The sequence below is a fragment of the Acetivibrio clariflavus DSM 19732 genome (assembly GCF_000237085.1).
In the GTDB taxonomy this organism is placed as follows: Bacteria; Bacillota; Clostridia; order Acetivibrionales; family Acetivibrionaceae; genus Acetivibrio; species Acetivibrio clariflavus.
Window position 1 is genome coordinate 2,803,929 of record NC_016627.1, and the last position, 25,675, is coordinate 2,829,603.

The following is a 25,675-nucleotide window of genomic DNA, read 5'->3' on the forward strand; positions in this document are numbered from 1 at the left end:
GTAACCGGTTTACTAAATCGGTTACTTCTATAATAACATAATTTTCTAACAAAAACAATAATATTTTAATCACTAAAATCATCGCTGCAGATAGTATTACAAAGCACTTTACATTAATTAAGATACCGGAAAAATATATACCTTTACAAACAAATTATTAAGTTTTTCACCTAAAGGTCATGATTTTCGACAAAACCAAACCTTTTATTCCAAAGTAAAGGACAGCAAACTTGCCCCTCCCTCTCCGGAATACTCGAAATATAATGCCTGTATGCCATCCGGAATGTCGATAAACGCAGAATACTCAGTCCATATATTTGTAAAATCATCAACAGGTATTTTTCCGAGGACTTCACCGTTCCAAGTAGTCTTCACTAAAAATTCTCCCCGGCAATATCCCCGTACTTTAATAGTTACCTTTTTTATTCCCTTACAGTCAAAATATTTGAACCCGGCAACAGCACCATCTCTCATATTAGCAATGTATCCCGGTTCTTCATCACCGTCTTTCCCATCCTGAGTTATCTTTGGAAAACGGCAGTCCATCCACTCTCCCGGAGGCGCTGTATATTTTTCCTCGTGTCTGCAGAATAAATTACATGCTATATGGGCAGGATATTCTCCTTTTCCGGGAAGAGGTCCTCCATTCGGGCCGCATGACGTCATCTCCACCTGCGGAATAGTGCCGTCTTCCCTAAACTCAATAGATTCAATACAGCCCTGGCGGCTGAAATTTGTTCCGTTAGTATGCCTATGGTAGAATATATACCATTTACCTTTAATCTCAACAATACTGCCGTGGTTGTTGCCACCGTAATACATTGGTTTGTCTGCCGGTTTATAGGAATCAATATGGAGGTCATTGTTACTTACTATCACACCCTGATATTTAAAGCCTTTTGTCGGACTTTTGCTTGTGGCATAGCAAAGTTCGTGCATAGCAACCGATGAATAAATAAAATAATAGGTATCTCCTTTCTTTCTTATAGAAGAAGCCTCAAAAAATTCATGTCCCTCAAAGTCACTGCCTTTGCTGTAAGGCTCACTGGGTGCTATAAATACCGGTTCTTCCACAATGGTAAGCATATCCGGACCAAGTACTGTTACCATAGGGCCTTTTCTTGATTTATCCCCGATAGGACAAAAACCGGTATACAAATAAGTTTTATCACCTTCGGTCAGCACTCCCGGGTCAAATTGAGGCTGATCCCCGTCCCTTTCGCCTAATCGGGTACCATCGGGATAGTGCACATATCCATAGAATTCATACTTACCTGCCGGTTTATCACATACCGCCACTGATACAACCGAAACTTTGTCCAGGACATAGTACAAATAGTACCTGCCGTCAGGTCCCACCGTCACATCGGGGGCATAAAGACACATTCTGCCATCGGGATTGAGGGGATCATCGGTTTTCTTGTAAATTACACCCTCATATCTCCAGTCGGTGAGGTCATCAACGGGTGCCGACCAGCAGACATAATCGTTCAAACAATACGCATGTCCGTTAAAACGGTCATGTGAACCGTAAACATATACTCTATCGCCAAACACATAGGGTTCTCCATCGGGAATATACTCCCATGACGGAAGATATGGATTAAAACCTTGCTTTTTCTTGTTCATTTTCATTACTCCTTTTCCTATCATCACAATAAAGAGATAGGTGATCTATATTGCGCTTTTAAATTTCCTAAAAGTTTATTTTAATCCGTAAAACTCATTAGGATCATAACCCAAATAAGTCTCTGTCTCATCTTTTACCGGAATAATTTCCAGCATACACAAGTAGTTGCATGGAATTTTTACTTCCACTTCATAGATTCCATTTTGCTCGAAGAGCTTTGAATCGGTTTGAAGCGGTTCTGCAGAAGCTTTAAGTATCTTCAGCTGTTCCTTGTTGAGAGTGCGAGGTTTGCCCATGTTGCTCCATGTTTGCATAGGATTTGCATGGGATCCCCCTACTTCTTTCTTTATAAGAATAGCCTGTTTGCCGATAGACGGTATGGTAAGCACATAATCTTTATCCGGTGCTGTTTTGCCGTCTCTCATATCATGCCAGTTCCATCCGATAATAACATATCTGTCGTCACCTTTGGTTACAATCAGGTTGTCATCCCTGTACAGCATTTCATTACCGGCTTTCGAGAAAAACTCAAAGGTATAAAAGGTAGGTTTTTTTATAGAGTTGAGTGCAACTAAGCCAAATCCTCCATGAAATACCGACTTAGGAACATCCATCTCCTCAAATACATCACTGAAGGTCCAGTAAGAATAGGAATCGGCATATTCTCCGGCTTCACTCAAAATCCGTGCGACATAAGCCGCGTTAAAAACCGTATCATGCACAGGGCATAACGGAACATAAGACGAATTAAACTCTGTAATATGAAGCGGCATATTTGCAATCTGCGGATAATCGGCCATAATCTTGCGAGTTTCTTTTAGCTCATCAATCATACGTGTCGGTTCCATCATGGTATGATATATATAATGCCCGCGGTTGGTAGGCTCGTTGGCAGTATAACAATGACGGGTAATAAAGTCTAAAGGCATATTCTTTTCTATACAAAATTCAAAAAACGATCTCAACCATCTTTCAGTGTCAATACCGCAAATTGCAGGACCACCCACCTGAATGCGTTCATCCACGCTTTTTACTGCTTTGGCTGAATATTCATAAAGTTTGAAATATTCTTCCATGGTACCTGCCCAAAACTGTATATTCGGTTCATTCCACACCTCAATCGGCCAGGTAATAACCTCTTCTCTGCCGTATCTGTCAATCAGGTGATTTAAAGTATTTATTATAAGTTCTGCCCATTTTTCATAAGAAGACGGTGGCGTCACATTGCCTTTCCAATAAAATATTGTTTGTTCACCAGTTTTAAGCTTTTCAGGCATAAAACCAAGTTCCAGGAACGGACGTATGTTATTCTCCAAATAGGTATCAATAACCCGATCCAGGTAGGTAAAATTATAGAATGTGCTGGTTTTACCGTCCATTCCATACTCACGGTATATACCCATATCATCGCAAAACAAACCGTGACCGCGTATATAACGGAAATGCAATGTCTCCTGAACCAACTTCAAATGTTCTACATACTCTTGCTGTAATGCCAGCCCCATCCTGCCTGTACCGACACAATAATTCGCATTATTTTTGAAAGGTTTGCCCGATGCGGGCACATCTATCTTTTTCACCATACTTAATCTCCTTTAAAGTCAATTATTTTGCTATAGTTCAAAATAATTCTACCGACCTAGCAATTATTGATTGTATTTCCATCTGTTTTGCTTCGACATCGGACATCGAGCATCTTTTAACTTAGCCCTGATTTGAACAATACATCCGCATTGCCTGCAAGTAGTACCGAATTCAAGATATTCACAATTTTTGCATTGCAATAGCCTGAATTCGTATACTTCGCTACTGACAAATTGCACACTTTTATTCCTTGCAAGCTTCTCAATCGCCTCATTTATCTCTTCTTGCGAAATTTGCTTTTTGACCCTGACATTTTCTTTACAACTTTTGCACTTGGTTTCCGACATAAAATATCTCCGAATTTAAGCTTTAGGAAATCTTTTTTTCATGAAATTTATATACACTAAAATATTATTCTATTTCCAAAACCACAACGGATTTTGACGGAATCTTACATACAGCATGGTTATTTTCTATTTTTGCATCGTTGAATACTTCAACTTTTATTCGATTACTGTCTTCAAAGGTATTTCTTGCATTCATTTCCTGATCAGTCACTATCTGTCCTTTTACCTTCTGCACTGCAGTTCCCCTTATTTCAAAGTCTACATCAACACTCTGGGAAGGATTGAGATTACAAATTGAAATATGGATTTTTCCGTCTTTATCTTGGGATGACGAAATGCTAACCTGCGGTATTTTTTCATCACCATAGGTATAATATATATTTTCAAACTCAACCGACAGAAGGTCTGCATCCTGATGAACCTTATACATGTCAAAAACATGATATGTCGGTGTCAGAAGCATTTTATCGCCTTCAGTAAGAATTACCGCCTGAAGAACATTGACCAATTGAGCTATGTTTGCCATTTGAACTCTGTCGCAATGGTTATTGAAAATATTCAGATTAATACCGGCTATCAAAGCATCTCTCAGCGTATTCTGCTGATAGAGGAATCCCGGATTGGTACCCGGTTCTACATCGTACCATGCACCCCATTCATCAACAATCAAGCCAATTTTCTTCTCAGGATCATATTTATCCATGATGATACTGTGTTTTGTAACCAATTCTTCCATAACCAGTGTGTGTTTGAGTGTTTTAAACCATTCTTCCTCACCGAATTCAGTAGCTGAACCTTTTGAACCTGTCCAGGAATTTGTCGGCAAAGTATAGTAATGCAGACTTAATCCATTCAATAGATGTCCTGCTTCTCTCATCACAACTTCCGTCCATGTATAATCCCCTGCACTGGGACCACATGCAATCTTATAAATAACATTGTCACCAAAATTCCTTACATAAGTTGCATATCTTTTATAAAGGTCTGCGTAATATTCCGCTCTCATATTTCCACCGCATCCCCAGTTTTCATTTCCAATACCGAAGTATTTTAACTTCCACGGCTCTTCTCTTCCGTTTGCCCTTCTCAAATCTGCCATCGGTGATTTTCCGTCAAAGGTAATATATTCTACCCACTGCTGCATTTCTTGCACTGTACCGCTTCCGAGATTACCGGAAATATAGGGTTCAGCTCCAATCATTTCACAGAATTCCATAAACTCATGGGTTCCGAAGTGGTTATTTTCAACCACGCCACCCCAATGGGTATTAATCATGCAAGGTCTCTTCTCCCTTGGACCAATTCCATCCATCCAATGATATTCATCCGCAAAACATCCGCCCGGCCACCTTAAGACAGGCACTTTCAATTTTTTCAGTGCTTCAAGCACATCGATACGGTATCCTTTTATGTTTGGAATCTCAGAGTCTTCTCCAACCCATATTCCTTCATAAATACATCTTCCGAGATGTTCCGAAAAATGTCCGTATATATTTTTGTTTATCTTTCCCTTCTTAATATCCGCATTTACTATAGCTTTCAGCATTTTAAATCCTCCTTGCCTTCATACATATTTTATTTCTATTACAGCTTATATCTGATTATAAAGCTCTATACATTCCTATATACATCCTCTGTTTAATTTTGATTGCTTATACATAATCAGTATTCCAGTCTTCTGAAATATTTTATTGACTTAAAGGCTTTTAACCTATCAGTCAAGGCAGCCATTAGCAACTGCTCTTACTCTTAGATGATGATATTCTTCCATGTTTGGATCCATTTGATGCATATAGACAATAGAAAAACCTTCCTGAGGATCAATACTTACATAAGTTCCGGCTACTCCGGTCCATCCGAATTCCCCAATCGAACCGTTGGAATGTCCGTCACTGGTACTCATTAGTGTTCTAACTCCCAATCCATATCCGTAACCCGCCAGATACGAATTTCTAAAGTCCTTTAGCTGTACTTCATTTAAATGATTTGTTCTCATTAAATCTATAGTTTTTCTGCCGATTATTCTTTTTCCATTATAAATTCCATTGTTTGCTAACATCTGAGAAAATTTTAAGTAATCTTTAACCGTAGAATAAAGGCCAAAACCTCCTGCTTCATACACAGCATCCGGCTGATGCAATCTATCTTCAAAACCAGGTATTTTCTCCATCTCACCTTTGTCATTTTTCCTATAAAACGAAATCATCCTCGATTCTATATCTCCACGGAAACGGTATCCGGTATCTTTCATATCCAAAGGTCCAAATATCTCATCCTGCAAAAACTGTCCCACAGTTTTCCCCGATATCACTTGAATCAGTGCGGCTATTATATCATGTCCATAGCCATACAACCAGTGAGTACCTGGCTCAAATTGAACAGGTACGCTTGCCATAGCCTTTACCTCAGTAACTATATCATATTTCCCGTATTTTTGGGTTAATTCATCTTTTACTTTTCTCATTTGACGGGCTGAAAAAGACTCTCCGAAATGATATGGTAATCCGGCGGACATACATAAAGCATGCTTTATTAATATGGGATTTTTTGCTCTTTCAATATGGATGTTTCCGTTCGGTTCTGTGACTGCCACACAAGTATCCCTATATTCCGGGAAATATTCATAAATGGGCTCATTTAATAAAAACTTGCCCCTTTCAAATAACATCATGGCTGCCGTGCAAATAACCACTTTGGTTAGGGAATACAACCGATATACGGTATCTTCAGTAACAGGTCTTTTTTCTTCCAGGTCGGCATATCCGAAATATCCCTCATATAATATCTTTCCATCTTTTGCAACCGCACATCCGCAACCCGGCAAACCGTTTTCTACGAATTGTTTCAGCATCGCAGACAAATTTTCAAAACTCGCCATATTATGTATCTCCTTCTGTATATAAACAATTTATTGTATTTTTCGCCTTTAAATAAATTTTTTGATATAAGATTTACCTAATTTTAATATTTATCACTTTTCATCAGCAATCATAACATGTAAATCAAATAAATTCAACCTATACGTAACCGGTTTAGTAAACCGGTTACGTATAGGCAATAATAACATTTTCATTATATAATCGATATTTATCCATATTAACAGCTGATACACATTTCCAACGCTCATTATCTCACAGCTGTCCAATATAATCTTTCAGTTTTCGTCCCTTGGGCTGGGATATCAGAAATAAATAAAAGAAACATACCCAAAAAAAAATTGAACAAAATTATTGCATAATATGCGGAGCTTAGTATATACATATCATGAAAAATTGTACGCTAAAGATTTCAAGAAAATGTTTAAGAAAGTGTATTTTTTATGTAAGTAAATCAAATAACCAAACATAAAATATAATATCACATAATACATAACATGAAAAGGCAACCGCAAAACTTTTTTATGTTTATTTTATTATATTTAAAAACATTTACTCATATCATAATATAAATAATTCTAACCTGACAAACTTATATTTTCCACAAATAAATAATCAGCAATTGCCTATTCATACTATAATTTAATCCTGCCATAAGATATTTATCCCTTGCTCAAAGCAAAGGGATAAATATCCTGGCAGTGTCTGGGCAGACTTTTTTACAATAGATATTAGTTTTATAGTATTATAACTATAGATCCGGTGAATCAACTATAATTCCCAATATAGCCGCTTTAAGATATGCAAAGTCCAAAGAGTTTACATCACCATCACGATTCACATCAGCTTTGGCTAAACTTTCTCCCGTTAGATAGCCCATGCCAAGCAAATGTCTCTTAAGCAGCGCCAAATCCACTGAAGTGACATACCCATCACCATCTAAATCTCCAAGCCCTATTGTCGTATTAGTGCCTCCATCAAATTTAAACCAGTCAATATTCACAGGACCGGAAAATACAAGATATAAGTCATTTACTCCAGTAACATTGCTAATGGTACAAGTTTGCTCCTCATAGTTATTCCAACCTCCTGTTGCACTAATAGACAGCTTGCCTATTAATGTACCGGTCGGACTGTTTAACCTCAATTCAACAGTGGAAGTAAGAGAACTTGCAACAAGAGCTTTGAATGAGTTGGCACCATTTTTAAAATCTACACTCTTATATACCGCATAATCTCCATTATTAATGTAACCTATACCTTTTCCGCCATTAACAGTATCTATTATGCTTAATTCTCTGGCGTTTTTGCTGTCAAAATTCTCAGCTTCAATTTTATCAAAGGCAGATTTGATAGTTGGAACTGGTGTATTAGTCGGTATTGTAGGTGTAGCAGTAGGTGTCGTTGTATTCTTAAATATTAACTGTACATATTGATACAAACTATCTTTCCAGAACACAAAGTCATGATTACCGGGAGCTTGATACCAAACATGTGGAACATTCACCTGTGTCATGTAATCATGAACTCCCTTAGCTATAGAGAATAAGCTATCCTGTTCACCGCATGAAATATAAATTACTTTCATCTTTTCTCTTATAAGTGAAGGATTAGATACCAGCGCACTCGGCGATTGAGTATTCGGTGCCGGTGAAAATCCGCCGGTATAAGCAAAATAATCCATGTATTTCAATCCAAAGTTTAAAGCTTGGCCTCCGCCCATTGATAGTCCAGCAATTGCACGGTTTTCTCGATCTTTAGCTACAGAGTATTTGGATTCTATGTAGGGTATTAAGTCATTTATAAGGTCATATTGGAAATTATTAAAAGCTGCTTGTTTCTCCGGTGAATAAATATCACCAATCGGTCTGTCGTCTGCCATAGCGCGCCCATTTGGCATAACTACAATCATTGGAGCAATTTTGTTTTCAGCATAGAGATTGTCGAGAATGTTTTGAGGACTGCCGCCGTTTAACCACTCTTGATGATCTCCGCCTATACCATGCAGCAAATAAAGTACATTATACTTTTGGCTGGTTGTATATCCCGGAGGAGTATAAACCGTTGCTTTGCGGTTAGTCTTTGTTGTGGTGGAGTAATATGTTATTTCTTCCACTTTACCATGGGGAATATTACTCCTATACTGGTCAAATCCTGAAGGTGGCGCAGCTGACGTCGTCACTGTTGTAGCCTTTGCCAGCGTAAAAAAGCACGCTAAAGCCAATACAAGACTGACAATTCTTTTTTGCATAATTAATACCCCCTACTTAAATTTATATTTATTTTATTATTCACTCTATAAAATAAAAAATAAAAATAATAAATCAAAAGATCTAAGAAACCGTTTTACTAAACCGTTTACTTAGATATTACTATAATTATGCAAAATTAGCAATATGCTTTTTATTTTTCGATGCCAAATTTGGAAATTTGTTGAATCATTTTGTATAATCTATGTTTAAAAATATGACATAAATAATAAAACATAAAAAAAATGTAATTGAAAATAATAATATTCGGAGGGATAGCCAATGATTCAAAACAAGTATTACAGAAAACATCCAAGGACTCATACAAAAAACAGCAAGGAAAAAGAAAATGAGGAAAACATATTAAATTTAAGTGCTTTTGCAGCTGCAGGAATTTTGGCATTCAGCTTTATAAACGGCATGCTCTTGGGATATATGTGGAAAAAAAGTCGATGCTAGTGCGGAGAAGCTTTCAGCTTCTCCCCTTTTACTTTTTAAAATCTATAAAATACTGTCTTGCCTTCTCAATGTCTCTTCTAATCTGCTCAACCAACTCATCTATTGAGTTAAACTTTTTCTCACCTCTTATTTTTTTAAGGAAAAAAACTTCAATATCCTTTCCGTAAATATTTCCGCTATAATCTAAAATATAAGTCTCAATAGACTTTTTTTGCTCACTGAAAGTCGGGTTATTGCCGATATTGGTTATACTGTTATATATTTTGCCGTCTAACAACGTGCGGGTAACATATACTCCGTCCAACGGCATTAAAAGATATTCTTCCGGATAAATATTGGCAGTAGGAAAACCTAATGTATTCCCTATCCGTTTACCTTTTTCAACGACACCGGTTATTGAATAATGCCTTCCCAACAGCTTAAAAGCACTCTCCATATCACCTTTCTTAACATATTTTCTTATAAGTGTGCTGCTGACAATTTCATCGTCCACTTTAATCGCAGGAATAGTTATTACCTTGTAGTTGTACTTTTGTCCCAGTTCTTTAAGATAAGCAACGTCTCCCTGTCCTTTATATCCAAACCTGTAATCATAGCCTGCAACCGCCAATTTCATCTTAAACCTGTCCACAAGTATATCTTTTACAAAAGTTTCAGGACTCATTCGTGAAAACTGCTCATCAAACTCCTCAAAATATGTGTAATCCAGCTGGGTAAGTTCAAGCAGCTTTATCTTCTTGCCGGTAGAAGTTATCAGAGGTGTAAACAGCTTTTTTCTTATAATATTTTCAGGATGTTTGGTAAAGCTGTATAAAACCGATTCAAGCCCTCTTTGCTTTGATTCGTTTATCAGCGTGTTTATCAAAGCCATGTGGGCAATATGCAAACCATCAAAATTACCCAGTCCTATGCCGGTAGGATTTGTAAATTCTATAGGTTGATTGTTACCATATATTACTTTCATACTATTCCCCTATTACATCCAAATTATAATTAACAGCTTCCCGCTGTCGTAGAGCAACCATCGCAATAGCACTTCTGTATAGAAAAATATATAACTATAACAAGTAATAGTATAATTGATTAATCATCTTATCCAAACTTCTTTTTAATTTTTAACAATAAACTGCCTTTTATAGGCAAAATTTCACATATACCTATAAATTTCCCTTTATCATCGTACGCTCTGATAATGTTTCCTTTTTTATAGTTCTCTCCCTTTAATTTAACATAAGCCCCATTAATCAATTTTTTTGCTTCAACATCACTCAAATCAATTCTTTCCAAGTCATCAAATACCTTTTCAATTGGCAACAGTTTATCCTCTATAGAGTTATCCTTTGAAAACTCGTATATTTCTTCAAGAGTAAGGGAATCCGACAATTTAAAACTACCTGACCTTGTCCTCACCAAGAAAGACATATGGCCTCCGCAGCCAAGCTTTTCTCCGATATCTGAACACAAAGTTCTTATATAAGTACCTTTAGAACATACCACATCGAATATTACCCTATTATCTTTTATATTTACGATATCTATAGAATGTATGGCAACCTTCCTCGGAGCCCTTTCTATGGTAATACCATCTCTGGCAAGTTCATAAAGCTTTTTGCCCTCAACCTTGACAGCAGAATACATAGGCGGTATCTGATTGTATTCTCCAACAAAACTCATTATGGCCTTATATATCTCTTCCTTCTCTATATTGACATCACACTTTTTCAAAACATTTCCATAGCTGTCCTGAGTGTCTGTGGATATACCAAGAGTAAGTTCTGCACGGTATTCCTTATCTTTATCGGTTAAATACTCTATAGTTTTGGTGGCCTTTCCGATACATACCGGTAAAACCCCTACTGCTCCCGGATCCAATGTTCCTGTGTGTCCAATCTTTTTTTCCTTAAGCAGTCTTCTCAAATACGCAACCACATCGAAGGAAGTCATGCCTGGCGGCTTCAGTATGTTAAGTATTCCATCCATAATTACAGAACTTCCTTTATATCCTTTTTCAGCATTTGTTTTATTTCTTCCATATTCCCCTTTAAAGTACACCCTGCAGCTTTCATATGACCTCCTCCAGAGTACTTGCGTGCAATAGCGGATACATCCACATAGTTCTGAGAACGGAAATTAATTTTGAATTCATCCTTACTCCGCTGTCTAACCAAAACAGCCACTTCAACCCCTTCAATATTTCTAGCTATATTTACTAAACCGTCACAATCTTCCTCAGAAGCATCGGTTTTCTTCATCATTTCCTCAGTTACCGATATAAATGCCAACTTTCCATTTTCCGAAATCTCAATAGTATCTATAGCAAGTCCCATCAATTTAACCTTTTTATATGGAACTGTCTCGAAAACTATTTGCGAGATTTTCGATACATCCACACCATTATTTATCAAATCAGCTGTAATTTGATGAGTCAATGCTGTTGTATTGCTGTATCTGAACCCGCCTGTATCTGTAGCAACAGCTACATAGAGACAAGTGGATATATCCTGATCCAAACTTATTTCCATGCTTTTAATCAATTGGTAAATTAATTCGCCTACCGCAGCAGCTTTTGTATTCACAAGGTTTACTGATGCAAATTCAGTATTTGTAGTATGGTGGTCAATGTTTACCGTATGTTTTATACTGTTAAATATCTCAACCCGTTTTCCGAGCCTTTCAAGATCACCGGTATCGAGTATCAGCACCAAGTCATAATCCTCTATCTGGCCTCTGTATACTTCAACATATTCTCTTCCCGGCAAAAATTCAAAGGTGTGCGGAATTTCTTCTTCAATGTATACTTTAACCTGTTTCCCTATCTTTCTCAAAGCCAAAGCCAAGGCGATACTTGAACCCAAAGCATCACCATCGGCAAAAACATGGGGTAAGATTGCAATACGTTCTGCATTCTCTATAGATTTGACAATCTCCTTTTCTATCATATTCATACCTCTCAATAAAAATATGGTTCTTTCAAATTTACCCGAATTTAAGAATTAAAAATTCATATATAAAAAATGGTGTATATTATTGTAAGGTTGAGGTCACACCCCCAACCTTACAAAGTTAACAAACCGTTACAAGCTGTGTAAAAATCCTTACATACAACATTTTTAATCTTAATTACTGCTAGTTTTCCTTTTTGACTGTTTCGTCAATCAGCTTTGATATATATGCCCCATGTTCAATTGAATTATCCAACTCAAACTGAACTTCCGGAGTATATCTCAACTGAATTCTATGCCCCACTTCACGTCTAATAAATCCGGCAGCACTTTTCAAACCCTCAAGTGAATTCTTTTTTTCCTCTTCATTTCCCATTATACTGACATAAACTTTGGCATAACGCAAATCTTTTGTAACATTTACATTGGTCACACTAATAAGACTTGAAAGCCTTGGGTCTTTAAGTTCATTCTGTATTATTGAGCTTATCTCCCTCTTCATCTCTTCTGAGATTCTTGCTGTTCTATCCATAAAACCACTCCTGTTTTATCACTTAACATTACCTTTTAACTTCTTCCATTACATATGCTTCAATAACATCTCCCACTTTTATGTCATTGAACCTTTCAATTGAAAGACCGCATTCAAATCCTTGTGCCACTTCTTTAACATCATCTTTAAATCGTTTTAATGAAGCAAGTTTTCCTTCATGTACAACGATTCCATCTCTAACCACTCTGACTTCTGAGTTCCTCTGAACTTTTCCGTCAAGGACATATCCACCGCCAATAGTACCGACACCGGAAACTTTAAATATCTGTCTTATTTCAATATGTCCAATTACAACTTCTTTATACGTCGGTTCAAGCATACCTTTCATGGCTGCCTGTATATCTTCAATAGCATTATATATTATTCTGTAGAGCCTTATATCAACTCCTACATCTTTTGCTATTTCTGCAACCTTTGCTGCCGGTCTTACATTAAATCCTATAATTATAGCATTTGAAACCTGAGCCAATGTAACATCGGTTTCGGTAATAGCTCCAACAGCACCGTGGATTATCTTAACCCTTACTTCTTCATTAGAAAGCTTTTCCAAAGACTGTTTTACAGCTTCAACAGAACCTTGAACATCGGCCTTGACAATTATGTTAAGCTCTTTTACTTTACCTTCTTTTATCTGGTTAAACAAATCATCAAGCGATACTTTTGACGTAGCTTTTAAAGTCTGTTCTCTTTGTTTGAGTTTTCTCTTCTCAATCAACTGTTTAGCCAATTTCTCGTCGGTTACAGCATAGAATGTTTCTCCTGCTTCCGGAACTTCAGGCAGACCTAAAATTTCTACCGGAGTAGACGGCCCTGCTTTCTTAAGCCTTTGTCCTTTCTCATCCACCATAGCTCTTACTCTTCCCAATATGGTTCCGGTTATAATGGAGTTTCCAACTTGCAATGTTCCCCTTTGAACAAGAACTGTCGCAATAGGTCCTCTATCCTTGTCAAGTTTTGCTTCAATTACTGTACCTTTGGCTTGCCTGTTCGGATTTGCTTTAAGTTCAAGCATATCGGCAGCCAAAAGCACCATTTCCAGCAGCCCGTCAATATTGATTCTCTGCTTTGCTGAAACCTCAACAAAAATAGTGTCTCCGCCCCATTCTTCAGGAATAAGGCCATGCTCAGTAAGTTCCTGCTTAACTCTCTCAGGATTTGCCCCTGGTTTGTCTATCTTGTTTATAGCTACAATTATTGTAACATTTGCAGCCTTTGCATGATTTATTGCTTCAATAGTCTGGGGCATTACACCGTCATCAGCTGCAACAACCAGAATGGCAATATCGGTAACCTGAGCACCCCTTGCTCTCATTGCTGTAAAAGCTTCATGTCCCGGTGTGTCAAGGAATGTAATATTTCTATTATTAACCTTAACCATATAAGCACCTATGTGCTGCGTTATACCACCGGCTTCGCTCTCAGTGACATGGGATGACTTTATGGCATCAAGAAGCGAAGTCTTACCGTGGTCAACATGCCCCATAACCACAACAACCGGCGGTCTTGGCACCAACTGAGACTCATCATCTTCTTCACTATCGTCAAATAATATATCTTCCTCAGATATAACTACTTCTTTTTCAGCTTTTACTCCAAACTCATCGGCTACAATGGCAGCTGTATCAAAGTCAATTTCCTGGTTTACTGTAGCCATTACGCCTAATGACATCAATTTCTTTATAACCTCTGCCGCTGCTTTCTTTAATGCCTCCGCCAGCTCTTTAACAGTTAAGGTTTCAGGTATTGTTATTGAAGTCAGCACCGGTTTAGGAGGAATATGTTTTTCTTCCTTTTTAGCCTCCTTAGCTTCCTTCTTAGGTTTCTTTGCCTTCTTAACATCATCGTCATAAAGTTCCTGAAGGATTGAATCATCAGCTAATATCTGAGAAACCTCTTTCCTACCGGAAAATACATTTTTGTATTTCTTTGTATTTTTTTGATTTTTTGCATTTCCGCTCTTTATACTTGCTTTCGAAAATTCTCTTTTAAATTCTCTTTTTGCATCCTTTTCCATATCCTTATTGGAAAACTCTCTTCTATTTTCATTTCTTTGAGTATTAACTTCATCTTTCTTTGCCACCGAATCAGCTTTTGAAGCATCGGAAACTTTTGCCGCGAAATTAGATTTATTATGCAAATCTTTGCTTAAATTACTTCTATTATCTTCATTATGAGTTTTTCCTTCTTGTGCATGCTTATTTTGACTATGCGGCCTGTTACTTTGATCTTCTTGTTTGCTTTGAACATTTTCCTGTTTATCAACACTTACAGGACGGTTATTTCCCGTTTTGTCCTCCGTTACATTGCTTTTTTGCTGATTATTGTCATTTTTATTCTGAACCGCGTTTTCGGAAACTTTAATTTCGGTTTTGCTTTCCACCTTGACTTCCTCTTTACTATTAGCATTCTCTCCCTGCTTCATTTTAGCCTCGCTACTCTTAGATTCCACACTTTTTGTTTCTGCTTTAACCTTTTGATCGGCATTTACATTTGCCACCTTTGCCTCCTCATTAGACCCCATCGATTTGATTTCCTGCTTTTGCTCAGCAACAGCTCCCTTGTGTACATTCTTTTTCACTTCTTTCTGAGCATCGCCCTTTTCACGTGTATCTGCTATTTTCGTAACCTCCTGTTTCTTTTCCGTTTCCAACGCTCTTAGATATTCAGGCTTTGTTTCCCTGACAAATCCAGGTCTCAATCCTGAATTTGACGGTGCCACCTTAACAAAATCGTTTCTTTTCTTTTTTGAATGACTATTGCTGTCAGCTTTTTTTGCAGAATCATTGCTTTTTTCATTTTTTGCATTCTTTTCTTCGTTGTCTGAGTCCAATATTATTTCGGTTGTTCTAATTATTCTTGGTGCTTTTTTTGCTTCCTTTCTTGCTTCTTTATTAATATTTTCATTGGCATATAGAGCCTGTAATGCTGCCTTCTTATCATCATTTTCTTCTTTATGTTTTATAACACCTATATGGTCATATAATGCTTCAAGCTCGTGTTCTTCAAGCAAACTCATGTGATTTTTAACGACAATATTTATTTCAGCCAATTTTTCCATTAACCTTTTACTGGTTGTATTCATTTCTTTAGCGAGTTCATAAACTCTAATCTTTCCCAATATCTTCACCCCCGCATCCATTGTTGACACTAGAATCAATCAGTTCCACCAATCGTTTTGAAAAACTTTTATCCAAAATTGCTACCACCGACCTTATATTTTTACCCGTAAACTTCCCCAAAATATCTTTTTGTCCAAATATTCTGAATTCAACATTCCTAAATTTACAGGCATCTAAAAATTTCTTTTTTGTATTATGTGAAGCATCTTCAGCCACTATGACCAAACTGACTAAAGACTTTTTTAAAGCTCTCTCACAGGATTCTTCCCCGGATACAATCTTCCCTGCCTTTGTTGCAAGCCCTAAAAAAGAATATATTCTATCCGCCATTACCTTCCTCCAATTCTTTTTCAAGGGTATTATATATATCTTCGCTTATTGATGTCTCAAAGGCTTTCTCAAAACGTTTAGCTTTCTTTGCTTTTCGAAAGCACTCTATATTTTTACAAATATAAGCTCCACGACCTGCTTTCTTACCGGTAAAATCTACGGATATTTCATTCTCCTTGTTTTTAACTACCCTAATTAATTCTTTTTTAGGCTTCATCTCCTGACATCCGAGGCACATACGCATGGGTACCTTCTTTTGTTTCAAAATCAATCACATCCCCTAGTTGCAAAGTATAAATACTTCTGAAAAGATTATACTGTAAATTGGTAAAATGAGTTCTACTTTTTATAACTAAAAATTGGGTTTGAAGATATCTTGTTTATAAATCCCAAAATCAATTCTTTATTATTTCACTGTTTCTATTCCAAGTTATCTTCATTGTTTTCATCCTGCTGCTCATCATCAACAAATAGAGGTTGAAAACTGCCGTCAAAATTGAGAAGCTTTTGCTCAATAGTTGCTCTGAGCTGCGACTCACTTTTAATATCAATTTTCCAACCTGTAAGCTTTGCTGCCAGTCTGGCATTTTGTCCTTCTTTACCTATCGCCAATGATAACTGGAAGTCAGGTACGGTAACTTTTGCACTCTTTTCTTCTTCATTAATTTCCACATGGATAACTTTCGCCGGACTCAAGCTGCTTGAGATATACTCCTTCGGGTCGCTGCTCCATTTAATTATATCTATCTTTTCACCTCTGAGTTCATCCACAATAGCCTGAACTCTTGTACCTTTCTGTCCTACACACGCTCCAACCGGATCCACGTTCTCATCTTTTGAATATACAGCAATTTTTGTCCTTGACCCCGGTTCTCTCGATATGCTTTTTATCTCAACAATACCTTCATGAATTTCGGGTACTTCCAATTCAAAAAGTCTTTTTATCAAACCGGGATGTGTCCTTGAAACCAAAATCTGAGGTCCTTTTGTAGTCTTTTTCACCTCAATTATATATACTTTTAATCTGTCATTAAAATTGTACTCCTCACCGGGTATTTGCTCTGAAGGTGCCAAAATAGCTTCTGTCTTACCGAGGTCAATAATTACATTCTTCTTTTCAGTCCTTTGCACAACGCCTGTAACTATTTCGTCCTCTTTGTTTGAAAACTCATCAAAAATAATTCCTCTTTCAGCTTCCCTCAGTCTCTGGACAACAACCTGTTTAGCCGTCTGTGCAGCTATTCTTCCAAACTTCTTGGGTGTAACCTCAACTTCGGCCATATCGTTTTCATCCAGTGCAGGATCTATCTTTTTGGCGTTTTCGACAGATATCTCCAGAAACTCGTTTTGCGGGTTGCTTGTAACCTTTTTTAAAGCATACACCTTAAACTCACCGGTCTGGCGATCAACTGACACACGAACATTCTGAGAAGTTCCGAAATTTCTCTTATATGCAGAAATGAGAGCCGCCTCTATCGCCTCAATTATCACATCCTTGTCTATTCCTTTTTCCTTTTCTAACTGTTCTAACGCATGGATCAAATCTGAACTCATTTAAGAACCTCCTTATTCTCTTTTTCTGATTTCAAATATCTTTTAACCCAATTTTCTTAAAATTTAATTACTCTTCTGACCAATGCAACTTGAGCTCTCTCAAATTCAACGTTCCTGTCATCTATTTTAATAACAATTTTTCCGTCAATAAGCCCGACCAATTCTCCTTCAAAAATCTTTCTGCCGTCTATAGGCTTGTAAACCTTAACTTCTACAAGTTCCCCTTTAAACTTTTCGAAATCAGAGTCCTTCTTAAGAGGCCTGTCTAGCCCTGGCGAGGACACTTCTAAAAAATAACTTTGCTCTATAGGGTCTTTTTCATCCAATATATCACTTATTTCCTCACTTACAATTTGACAGTCATCTATTGTTATACCACCTGGCTTATCTATATAAATCCGGAGATACCAGTTGGTCCCCTCTTTAATAAACTCAACATCCACAAGCTCAAAAGAATGTCTTTCCACTATTGGCTCTGCAATTTCCGCAACAATATCTTCAATCTTCTTTTTGACCATAAACATCCTCCATTATTAATCTAAAGGAACTGTTTGAAAATATAATAACTTTAACATTTTTAAATATATACCTCTGTAAACATGAATAATACGAAAGAGTGGGTACAACCCACTCTTTTCCAACAAGTTCCTATAAACATTAATCACAAGTAATTATAACACTATTATTTGTAATTATCAATATTTTATTAATTTTTATTCAAATATTTATTACATAATCTTTACTTGCTCTAAAAATCCACATTCTTCGATGATTTATAATTTATAAATTTCCTCCAGCAACTCTTCTGCTGCTCTTTCCTGAGGAATTTTTCTTATAATCTCGCCCTTTTTAAAAAGAAGTACTTCACCCTTGCCTCCGGCAATACCGATATCTGCCTCTCTCGCCTCACCGGGACCGTTAACGGCGCAGCCCATTACTGCAACTTTAATATCCTTATCAACTTTTGACAGACTCTCCTCTATTTTCGAAGCTATATCTATCAAATCTACCTGGCATCTACCGCAGGTTGGACATGATACCAATTCAACACCGCCCTTTTTAAGACCTAATGCCTTCAAAATTTCATTTCCTGCCCGTATCTCCTCAATTGGATCTCCGGTTAAAGATACTCTTATTGTGTCCCCGATACCCTCTGCCAAAAGGCATCCTAATCCTACAGCCGACTTTATGGTTCCCCGGTAAACAGTACCTGCTTCAGTAACACCTATATGAAGCGGATAATCACTTTTCTCAATCATTCTGCGGTAAGCAGCAATTGTCATAGATACACTGGATGCTTTTAATGATATTACTATATCATGAAAGTCCAAATCCTCAAGAATCTTAGCATGCCCCAGTGCACTTTCCACCATAGCTTCCGGTGTCACTCCGCCGTATTTAGCCATTATATCCTTTTCAAGGGACCCGGAATTTACACCAATCCTTATTGGAATTTTCCTTTCTTTAGCCGCTTCAACCACCGCTTTTACCCTATCCCGGTCTCCGATATTTCCTGGATTGATTCTTATTTTATCAGCACCGCTTTTTATACTCTCTATGGCAAGTCGGTAGTCAAAATGTATATCCGCCACCAAGGGTATCCTTATAGCCTTTTTTATCTCTTTAATTGCCTCGGCTGCCTGAATATCCGGTACTGCAACCCTGACAATATCACATCCGGCTTCTTCAAGCCTCTTTATCTGATTTATGGTAGATACAGCATCTCTTGTATCGGTATTCGTCATTGACTGAACAGTGATTGGAGAATCACCTCCGATAGAAGTGCCTCCAACACATACTTTTCTGGTTTTCTTTCTGTCAATGTAGTTATTATTCATAGACAATTCCTTCCGGTTTCATTTACTTTTATAATGTTTTAATAAGAAAAACCAAAAATATTTGCAATATCCTTTATGGTTATAAATATTGATAGTCCAATCAATAAAAAGAATCCTATGGTAGTAATAATTGCTTCCTTTTCAATTGGAATGGGTTTTCTCCTAATAGCCTCGATTGCGAGTATGACAAGCTTGCTTCCGTCAAGAGCCGGGAACGGTACTAAGTTGGTAGCCCCCACGGCAACACTTATAAAAGCAGTCAAATACAGTATCCTCATAATAGCTTCAAACATACTGGTTGTAGTCTTAACAGCTTCATTCATAGTACTTACAATCCCAACAGGACCAACCATTTCCGCAATGGAAGCTTTTCCGGTAAACAGCCATGCTAATGAATAGGGCACAAGTCTTGCATTGCTATAAGCAAAAATAGCACCTTGCTTAAAGGAAGTTATAATATTTCCTTTTGAAAATCCCAAAGCAAATCCTACATAATATCGCTCAACATCAACTACTTCTACAGGAGTTATCTCAATGTCAAGCATCTCTCCATTTCTTTCAACAGTAACTACCGCAGGTTTACTACCATTTTCCTGTATTGAAGCCCTTAAACTTTCATAATCATCAACAGTTTCACCATTAACTTTTGCAATCCTGTCTCCTATTTTTATCCCCGCTTTGTCAGCAGCTCCACCTTCAATAACAGAACTAACTACATTTTCCTTTGAACCTTCATTATTTAATCCAACCTCAAGCAAATATCTTGTAGCCGGTATAACCTCAGGCTCAATCTGACTTTCCAGTACCTCATTCCCCCTCTTAAACTTGATATTAGTAGGTTTTCCTTTAGAAACATATAAAAACTGTTCAAGATCCATAATCTGGTATACTCTCTTATTGTCATACTCAATAATTTCATCTCCCACCTGCAATCCTGCTTTCGCAGCTGGTGAATCCTCACCTATTTGACTTATAGTCATAGTCTGAAACCCGTTAATGTTAAAATATATAGTTATTAAAATTATAGCCGAAATTATATTTGCAAGAGGACCTGCCGCAATTACCGCTGCTCTGACCCATACAGGCTTCTTATTAAAAGCGTTTTCACTATCCGATTCTTCATCCTCACCCTCCATCTTTACATAGGCGAGTATAGGGAAAAGTCTCAATGAGTAAGTTGTCTCACCCTTTGTAAAACTAAACAATTTAGGCCCAACAAAGAGTGAAAACTCTTCAACCTTTATTTTTGAAAGCTTTGCAACTATAAAATGTCCCAATTCATGAATAATAAGAATAAAATTGAAGGCCAACAATATCATTATTATGTTCATAATAAACCTCCTAATCAGCTTTAACACACTGCTTCATGAAATAATTAATATAATTCAAAAATCCTATACATATGCTTTTACAAATTAAAATCTCAATACCCAAAAATATATGCTCGACTTCTGTCTTAAAAGTCACTTTCTTACTTTTTTTGACATTACCTTTAATTTTAGAGCATGCATTTTTACTAAAAGTAACACTGTCAAATAACCTACTTTAATTTTACTACGTTACATATGAAAATTATACTAAAAAACTTATATATACATCTTATTAATTATTTGTCTTGCCCATAGATCCACTTCCAGTATGTCTTCTATGGTAGGATTATTGATAACAACATGCTTTGACATAACTTTTTCAATTGCCTTAGGTATATCGACAAATTTTATCTTCTCCTTTAAAAACAATCCGACAGCCTCTTCATTAGCTGCATTCATTACTGCCGGCATAGTCGAACCTATTCTCAACGCCTCAAAAGCCAGTCTCAAACAAGGAAAACTCTTCATATCCGGTTCTTCAAAGGTTAAACTCCCACACTTTAAAAGGTCCAATTTTGAAAAATTATTATGCTTTCTTTCGGGATATGTAAGAGCAAACTGTATAGGAAGTCTCATATCGGGCGATCCCAGTTGAGCTATAACTGATCCGTCAACATATTCAACCATGGAATGAATAATACTTTGAGGATGCACAATAACTTTTATTTTATCCAGGTCAAGCCCAAACAGCCATTTGGCTTCAATTACCTCCAACCCCTTATTCATTAGGGTGGCAGAATCTATCGTTATCTTGCTTCCCATATTCCAGTTCGGATGCTTTAAAGCCTCTGCCAAAGTAACATTTTCAAGTTCCTTGCTGCTTTTTCCTCTGAAAGGTCCGCCGGAAGCTGTAAGTATTATTCTTGATACATCTTTTATATTATTACCCATTAAACTTTGAAATATAGCAGAATGTTCACTGTCCACCGGCAGAATTTCAATGCCGGCTTTTAAAGCTTCGCTCATTACGATTTCTCCTGCAGTCACAAGAGTTTCCTTATTTGCAAGAGCGATATTCTTTTTATTTTTTATTGCCTCCATTGTAGGTATCAGGCCGGCAATTCCCACTATAGAAGTTACCACCGTATCTACCGATTCTAAGGATGCAACCCTTTTAAAGCCTTCTATTCCGCCAATTACTTCAACATCAAGGTCATTTAGCCTTTCAGCCAAAACCTTTGCCATTTCTTCATTTCCGACTGCTACAACCTCCGGTAAAAACTCTCTTGCCTGGCTTTCCAATTTATCTATACTTGTATTTGCTGCAATCCCCGCCACTCTGATTCCGAGGTTTCTTGCAACATCAAGAGTTTGAACTCCTATTGACCCTGTGGATCCCAATATTGAAATTGATTTTGTCATTTATTTCTCTCCTTAGCACAGCAACACTGCTTTTTTACTTAAAATATTAAAAACGACAAATAAAAATAAACCACCGGGGCTGTAAACAAAATACTGTCAAATCTGTCTAAAACTCCTCCATGCCCGGGCATTATATTGCCATAATCCTTAATCTTAACATGCCGCTTAATAGCTGATGCTGCCCAGTCTCCAATCTGAGATATCACACCACACAGCAATCCCAAAACTATATAGTGAGCCATTGATATATTATCAATTCCAACAGAATTTAAGTACAAGCCATAGCCTCCCATAACTGCAGCACATCCGACTATTCCTCCTATAGAACCTTCCACCGTCTTCTTTGGGCTAATTTCAGGCAACAGCTTGTGTTTCCCAAACAAGTATCCTGAAAAGTAAGCAAAAGTGTCGGTTGCAAAGGCCCCAATAAAAACAAGCCATACATAATAAAAACCGCTAACCATATTTCTGACCAATACTACAAAGGAAAATAAAAAAACAATATAAAAAATACTAAAAACAGTAACTGAAATATCAAATATATTATATTTATTATTTAAGAAAATTATATAGCAAAATAAAACCAACATTACCGAAAATACGGCTAAAAATCCCGATCTATAGGAATATAAGAATTGCACATCAATACCGATACTTTTCAGCGAATCTCTGGAACAAACTAAAAACATGTATAGTGAGGCAATATAACCTATAAACTTAACAGGCTTGTATCCTGCCTTCGATACTGCTGAATAAAACTCTATCAATCCCAGTACAGACAATAAAAAAACAGAAAGACCCAGTACCAATTTACCGGACCATACAACAATAAGCAGTAATACTATTCCCGCAATACCGCTAGCAATTCTAACTTTCAATTCATATTCCTCCAAACCTGCGATTCCTTAATTGGAATTCTTTTATTGCTTCTAACAGATGCTCTTTTTTAAAATCCGGCCATAAGACATCGGTATACCAAAATTCAGTATATGCCGACTGCCAGATAAGAAAGTTGCTTATTCTCTTTTCCCCTCCCGGACGTATCAGAAGATCAGGATCAGGTATATCTTTTGTATATAATCTGTCAGAAATCATGTTTTCATCAATGCTGTCATACTTTATTTTTCCCTCAGCCACATCTTTGGCTATTTGCTTTACAGCATGGACAATTTCGTGTTTTCCGCCATAATTTATAGCAATATTTATGGTTAATCCATTATTTTTTTCCGTTAACTTTGTAACTCGCACAATTTGCTCCTGGATTTCTTTGCTCAAAGCACTGGTGTCCCCGATAACTCTGATTCTCACATCTCTTCCGCCAATATGTTTCTCAGCGTTTCTCAAATAATCCAGTAAGAGATCCATTAAAGCATCCACTTCACCCTTCGGTCTCTTCCAATTCTCAGTCGAAAAAGCATACACTGTAAGATATTTAATTCCTATTTCGCCGCAAAACTGGGCAATCTTATCCAAATTATTTGAACCTTCCCGGTGCCCGGCTGTCCTAGGCAATCTTCTCTTCTGTGCCCATCGGCCATTCCCATCCATAATTATAGCTATGTGAACCGGCAAGTTATTATAATCAATATCAAAGCTTTTTTTAACATTATCTTTTTTTCCAAACAATTTATTTAAAAAAGACATTCTAGCCTCCCGATATTCCAAAGGTTAATCTATGAAAGTTCTCTTAAAGAAGTCAATTTTAAACACCATTATATTATTATAATATAGTCAGTATAGCAATAGCAACCAATTTCAAATATAAAATAAAAAAGTTTAAAGCAAAACCCCTCATTTCTAGAGGGGCTTGCACACTATCATTTCAAATTTCTTGCCATCAAATTCTCTTATACCAACAACCCTATAATCATCATCATAATCATCATTTTTTTGCCTTGGAGAAGACGTAACTCTAACAGAATAATCCCCAATGCCGTTATCATCGAATAAACCTTTTGCATCTTTTAATGTCAATCCAATAACATCGGTAATTTTCATTTTAAACCTCGAGAATCTCAGCTTCTTTTAACTCAACAATTTTATCAATTTCCGAAATATATTTGTCTGTCATATTCTGAATATCTTTCTCCGCAGTTTTGAGGTCATCTTCTGTCAACTGTCCTTCTTTTTTAAGTGCTTTCATCTGATCAATGGCATCTCTACGAATTGACCTTATTGCAACCTTTGAATCTTCACCATACTTCTTAACTACCTTTGTAAGTTCTTTTCTTCTTTCCTCAGTCAACATTGGAAATACCAATCTTATAACTTTTCCGTCGCTGTTCGGATTTATTCCTATATCAGACTTTTGTATTTCTTTTTCAATTTCTTTGACCATACTTGCTTCCCATGGCTGTATCATTATTACTCTTGCTTCCGGTACAGATATACTTGCAAGCTGGTTAATCGGTGTAGGAACCCCGTAATAATCAACAGTTATCTTATCTAAAATGGCAGGATTTGCACGTCCGGCTCTTACCCCAGCTAACTCATCCCTTAAAACTTTAATTGTTTTTTGCATTTTTTCTTCAATAGCCTTGTACTCTTCCCTTGACATAAGTACTCCTCCTCCATTTTTATATTTGGCAGCTATTGATTTTTGGTTCATTATATGTGTTACTTCAATATACTTCTACCAAAATTCAAACTGCTTTATTGGATATGAAATTACTGCATAAAAAGAATAACTTATATATTTCAAATTACCTGATAGATGTGCCGATATTTTCTCCTTTGACAATTCTTATAATATTATCCGGATCATTCAACCCAAATACAATAATGGGTATGTTATTGTCCTTGCATAAAGACGCAGCAGTCGAATCCATAACGCCCAATTCTTTATTAAGAACATCCAAAAAGGAGAGTTTGTCAAACTTTACAGCATTAGGATTTATATTAGGATCACTGTCGTAGACGCCATCAACGTTTTTCGCAAGCAAAATGACCTCTGCATCTATTTCAGCAGCTCTCAATGCTGCAGCAGTGTCAGTAGAAAAATAAGGATTTCCCGTTCCACACGCAAAAATAACAATCCTTCCTTTTTCCAAATGCCTTACTGCTTTTCTTCTTATGTAAGGTTCGGCAATCTGCCTCATTTCTATAGCTGTCTGCACTCGGGTAGGTATCCCCCTGTATTCCAGGGAATCCTGAAGTCCCAAAGCATTTATAACGGTAGCAAGCATTCCCATGTGATCGGCTGTAGTACGATCCATGCCTTTACCACTTCTACCTCTCCAGAAATTTCCTCCACCTACAACTATGGCTATTTCAACACCCAAATCATGCAATTCTTTAATTTTGTCGGAAATTTTATTAACGGTCTCAGTATTAAGTCCATGCTTCTGGTCCCCAGCAAGTGCTTCTCCGCTTATCTTAAGCATAACCCTCTTATACTTTATTTCTGACATAGCAATTTCTCCTTTCACCGAAGGGGGGCTTGATACTTTAAACCTCATTCGC

24 protein-coding genes are annotated in these 25,675 nt (G+C 37.0%); 1 reads left to right on the forward strand and 23 read right to left on the reverse strand.

Annotated elements, in window-relative coordinates; genetic code table 11:
* Positions 1-204 precede the first annotated feature (204 nt).
* The 6 genes from CLOCL_RS11905 to CLOCL_RS11930 form a co-directional block, all read right to left on the reverse strand.
* Complete coding sequence (locus CLOCL_RS11905) at positions 205-1,629, reverse strand: family 43 glycosylhydrolase (protein ID WP_014255585.1); 1,425 nt, start codon at positions 1,627-1,629, stop codon at positions 205-207.
* Positions 1,630-1,704: 75 nt separating this feature from the next.
* A complete protein-coding gene (locus CLOCL_RS11910; RefSeq protein ID WP_014255586.1) occupies positions 1,705-3,213 on the reverse strand; it encodes a GH39 family glycosyl hydrolase in 1,509 nt (502 codons plus the stop codon).
* A 63-nt stretch (positions 3,214-3,276) separates the two neighbouring features.
* Positions 3,277-3,561, reverse strand: a complete 285-nt coding sequence (locus tag CLOCL_RS11915; protein WP_014255587.1) for a DUF6171 family protein — start codon at positions 3,559-3,561, stop codon at positions 3,277-3,279.
* 64 nt (positions 3,562-3,625) lie between these two features.
* Positions 3,626-5,107, reverse strand: a complete 1,482-nt coding sequence (locus CLOCL_RS11920) for an alpha-N-arabinofuranosidase (protein ID WP_014255588.1) — start codon at positions 5,105-5,107, stop codon at positions 3,626-3,628.
* A 168-nt stretch (positions 5,108-5,275) separates the two neighbouring features.
* Complete coding sequence (locus CLOCL_RS11925; protein WP_014255589.1) at positions 5,276-6,439, reverse strand: serine hydrolase domain-containing protein; 1,164 nt, start codon at positions 6,437-6,439, stop codon at positions 5,276-5,278.
* A 749-nt stretch (positions 6,440-7,188) separates the two neighbouring features.
* On the reverse strand, positions 7,189-8,688 hold the full coding sequence (locus CLOCL_RS11930; protein ID WP_014255590.1) for a carbohydrate-binding protein: 1,500 nt from the start codon (positions 8,686-8,688) through the stop codon (positions 7,189-7,191).
* 280 nt (positions 8,689-8,968) lie between these two features.
* Here CLOCL_RS11930 and CLOCL_RS22570 point away from each other — a divergent pair, with 280 nt between their 5' ends.
* A complete protein-coding gene (locus tag CLOCL_RS22570) occupies positions 8,969-9,145 on the forward strand; it encodes a hypothetical protein (protein WP_014255591.1) in 177 nt (58 codons plus the stop codon).
* A gap of 28 nt (positions 9,146-9,173) precedes the next feature.
* On the opposite strand, the gene CLOCL_RS11935 is transcribed toward CLOCL_RS22570, so the two are convergent.
* From CLOCL_RS11935 to pyrH, 17 genes are all read right to left on the reverse strand, one after another.
* Positions 9,174-10,109: a bifunctional riboflavin kinase/FAD synthetase gene (locus CLOCL_RS11935; protein WP_014255592.1), complete on the reverse strand. Its 936-nt coding sequence runs from the start codon at positions 10,107-10,109 to the stop codon at positions 9,174-9,176.
* 128 nt (positions 10,110-10,237) lie between these two features.
* On the reverse strand, positions 10,238-11,125 hold the full coding sequence (gene truB, locus CLOCL_RS11940; protein WP_014255593.1) for a tRNA pseudouridine(55) synthase TruB: 888 nt from the start codon (positions 11,123-11,125) through the stop codon (positions 10,238-10,240).
* A gap of 2 nt (positions 11,126-11,127) precedes the next feature.
* Positions 11,128-12,084, reverse strand: a complete 957-nt coding sequence (locus tag CLOCL_RS11945) for a DHH family phosphoesterase (RefSeq protein ID WP_014255594.1) — start codon at positions 12,082-12,084, stop codon at positions 11,128-11,130.
* A 187-nt stretch (positions 12,085-12,271) separates the two neighbouring features.
* Entirely contained in the window at positions 12,272-12,619 is a 348-nt protein-coding gene (rbfA, locus tag CLOCL_RS11950; RefSeq protein WP_014255595.1) for a 30S ribosome-binding factor RbfA, read from the reverse strand.
* Between the two features lie 28 nt (positions 12,620-12,647).
* Complete coding sequence (gene infB, locus CLOCL_RS11955) at positions 12,648-15,779, reverse strand: translation initiation factor IF-2 (protein WP_144687116.1); 3,132 nt, start codon at positions 15,777-15,779, stop codon at positions 12,648-12,650.
* Complete coding sequence (locus CLOCL_RS11960; RefSeq protein WP_014255597.1) at positions 15,745-16,089, reverse strand: L7Ae/L30e/S12e/Gadd45 family ribosomal protein; 345 nt, start codon at positions 16,087-16,089, stop codon at positions 15,745-15,747. Before CLOCL_RS11960 ends, infB begins: the two co-directional genes overlap by 35 nt.
* Positions 16,079-16,354, reverse strand: coding sequence for an RNase P modulator RnpM (rnpM, locus tag CLOCL_RS11965; RefSeq protein ID WP_014255598.1), 276 nt, complete (start codon positions 16,352-16,354; stop codon positions 16,079-16,081). The genes CLOCL_RS11960 and rnpM overlap by 11 nt, the downstream gene beginning before the upstream one ends.
* Positions 16,355-16,509: 155 nt before the next feature.
* Positions 16,510-17,643 carry a transcription termination factor NusA gene (gene nusA / locus CLOCL_RS11970; RefSeq protein WP_014255599.1) on the reverse strand — a complete coding sequence of 378 codons (1,134 nt, stop codon included), beginning with the start codon at positions 17,641-17,643 and terminating at the stop codon, positions 16,510-16,512.
* A 56-nt stretch (positions 17,644-17,699) separates the two neighbouring features.
* Positions 17,700-18,161, reverse strand: coding sequence for a ribosome maturation factor RimP (gene rimP / locus CLOCL_RS11975; protein WP_014255600.1), 462 nt, complete (start codon positions 18,159-18,161; stop codon positions 17,700-17,702).
* Positions 18,162-18,416: 255 nt separating this feature from the next.
* Entirely contained in the window at positions 18,417-19,481 is a 1,065-nt protein-coding gene (gene ispG / locus CLOCL_RS11980) for a flavodoxin-dependent (E)-4-hydroxy-3-methylbut-2-enyl-diphosphate synthase (protein ID WP_014255601.1), read from the reverse strand.
* Positions 19,482-19,519: 38 nt separating this feature from the next.
* Positions 19,520-20,812 carry an RIP metalloprotease RseP gene (gene rseP / locus CLOCL_RS11985; RefSeq protein WP_014255602.1) on the reverse strand — a complete coding sequence of 431 codons (1,293 nt, stop codon included), beginning with the start codon at positions 20,810-20,812 and terminating at the stop codon, positions 19,520-19,522.
* A 255-nt stretch (positions 20,813-21,067) separates the two neighbouring features.
* On the reverse strand, positions 21,068-22,213 hold the full coding sequence (locus tag CLOCL_RS11990; protein WP_014255603.1) for a 1-deoxy-D-xylulose-5-phosphate reductoisomerase: 1,146 nt from the start codon (positions 22,211-22,213) through the stop codon (positions 21,068-21,070).
* A gap of 38 nt (positions 22,214-22,251) precedes the next feature.
* On the reverse strand, positions 22,252-23,091 hold the full coding sequence (locus CLOCL_RS11995) for a phosphatidate cytidylyltransferase (protein ID WP_014255604.1): 840 nt from the start codon (positions 23,089-23,091) through the stop codon (positions 22,252-22,254).
* Between the two features lies 1 nt (position 23,092).
* Positions 23,093-23,857, reverse strand: a complete 765-nt coding sequence (locus CLOCL_RS12000) for an isoprenyl transferase (RefSeq protein ID WP_014255605.1) — start codon at positions 23,855-23,857, stop codon at positions 23,093-23,095.
* Positions 23,858-24,010: 153 nt separating this feature from the next.
* Entirely contained in the window at positions 24,011-24,211 is a 201-nt protein-coding gene (locus CLOCL_RS12005) for a hypothetical protein (protein ID WP_014255606.1), read from the reverse strand.
* Between the two features lies 1 nt (position 24,212).
* Positions 24,213-24,770, reverse strand: a complete 558-nt coding sequence (frr, locus tag CLOCL_RS12010; protein ID WP_014255607.1) for a ribosome recycling factor — start codon at positions 24,768-24,770, stop codon at positions 24,213-24,215.
* Positions 24,771-24,915: 145 nt separating this feature from the next.
* Entirely contained in the window at positions 24,916-25,623 is a 708-nt protein-coding gene (gene pyrH, locus CLOCL_RS12015) for a UMP kinase (RefSeq protein ID WP_014255608.1), read from the reverse strand.
* Positions 25,624-25,675: the final 52 nt, after the last annotated feature.

What these genes read in the sequence shown, in the direction of transcription:
- CLOCL_RS11990 (WP_014255603.1), bottom strand. Translation starts at nt 22,213, where the DNA reads ATGACAAAATCAATTTCAATATTGGGATCCACAGGGTCAATAGGAGTT.
- CLOCL_RS12000 (WP_014255605.1), bottom strand. Translation starts at nt 23,857, where the DNA reads ATGTCTTTTTTAAATAAATTGTTTGGAAAAAAAGATAATGTTAAAAAA.
- frr (WP_014255607.1), bottom strand. Translation starts at nt 24,770, where the DNA reads ATGTCAAGGGAAGAGTACAAGGCTATTGAAGAAAAAATGCAAAAAACA.
- infB (WP_144687116.1), bottom strand. Translation starts at nt 15,779, where the DNA reads ATGGATGCGGGGGTGAAGATATTGGGAAAGATTAGAGTTTATGAACTC.
- rimP (WP_014255600.1), bottom strand. Translation starts at nt 18,161, where the DNA reads ATGGTCAAAAAGAAGATTGAAGATATTGTTGCGGAAATTGCAGAGCCA.
- CLOCL_RS12005 (WP_014255606.1), bottom strand. Translation starts at nt 24,211, where the DNA reads ATGAAAATTACCGATGTTATTGGATTGACATTAAAAGATGCAAAAGGT.
- CLOCL_RS11945 (WP_014255594.1), bottom strand. Translation starts at nt 12,084, where the DNA reads ATGATAGAAAAGGAGATTGTCAAATCTATAGAGAATGCAGAACGTATT.
- rbfA (WP_014255595.1), bottom strand. Translation starts at nt 12,619, where the DNA reads ATGGATAGAACAGCAAGAATCTCAGAAGAGATGAAGAGGGAGATAAGC.
- CLOCL_RS11910 (WP_014255586.1), bottom strand. Translation starts at nt 3,213, where the DNA reads ATGGTGAAAAAGATAGATGTGCCCGCATCGGGCAAACCTTTCAAAAAT.
- nusA (WP_014255599.1), bottom strand. Translation starts at nt 17,643, where the DNA reads ATGAGTTCAGATTTGATCCATGCGTTAGAACAGTTAGAAAAGGAAAAA.
- CLOCL_RS11905 (WP_014255585.1), bottom strand. Translation starts at nt 1,629, where the DNA reads ATGAACAAGAAAAAGCAAGGTTTTAATCCATATCTTCCGTCATGGGAG.
- CLOCL_RS11960 (WP_014255597.1), bottom strand. Translation starts at nt 16,089, where the DNA reads ATGGCGGATAGAATATATTCTTTTTTAGGGCTTGCAACAAAGGCAGGG.
- CLOCL_RS11920 (WP_014255588.1), bottom strand. Translation starts at nt 5,107, where the DNA reads ATGCTGAAAGCTATAGTAAATGCGGATATTAAGAAGGGAAAGATAAAC.
- CLOCL_RS11915 (WP_014255587.1), bottom strand. Translation starts at nt 3,561, where the DNA reads ATGTCGGAAACCAAGTGCAAAAGTTGTAAAGAAAATGTCAGGGTCAAA.
- CLOCL_RS11935 (WP_014255592.1), bottom strand. Translation starts at nt 10,109, where the DNA reads ATGAAAGTAATATATGGTAACAATCAACCTATAGAATTTACAAATCCT.
- CLOCL_RS11925 (WP_014255589.1), bottom strand. Translation starts at nt 6,439, where the DNA reads ATGGCGAGTTTTGAAAATTTGTCTGCGATGCTGAAACAATTCGTAGAA.
- truB (WP_014255593.1), bottom strand. Translation starts at nt 11,125, where the DNA reads ATGGATGGAATACTTAACATACTGAAGCCGCCAGGCATGACTTCCTTC.
- CLOCL_RS11930 (WP_014255590.1), bottom strand. Translation starts at nt 8,688, where the DNA reads ATGCAAAAAAGAATTGTCAGTCTTGTATTGGCTTTAGCGTGCTTTTTT.
- pyrH (WP_014255608.1), bottom strand. Translation starts at nt 25,623, where the DNA reads ATGTCAGAAATAAAGTATAAGAGGGTTATGCTTAAGATAAGCGGAGAA.
- CLOCL_RS22570 (WP_014255591.1), top strand. Translation starts at nt 8,969, where the DNA reads ATGATTCAAAACAAGTATTACAGAAAACATCCAAGGACTCATACAAAA.
- rseP (WP_014255602.1), bottom strand. Translation starts at nt 20,812, where the DNA reads ATGAACATAATAATGATATTGTTGGCCTTCAATTTTATTCTTATTATT.
- ispG (WP_014255601.1), bottom strand. Translation starts at nt 19,481, where the DNA reads ATGAATAATAACTACATTGACAGAAAGAAAACCAGAAAAGTATGTGTT.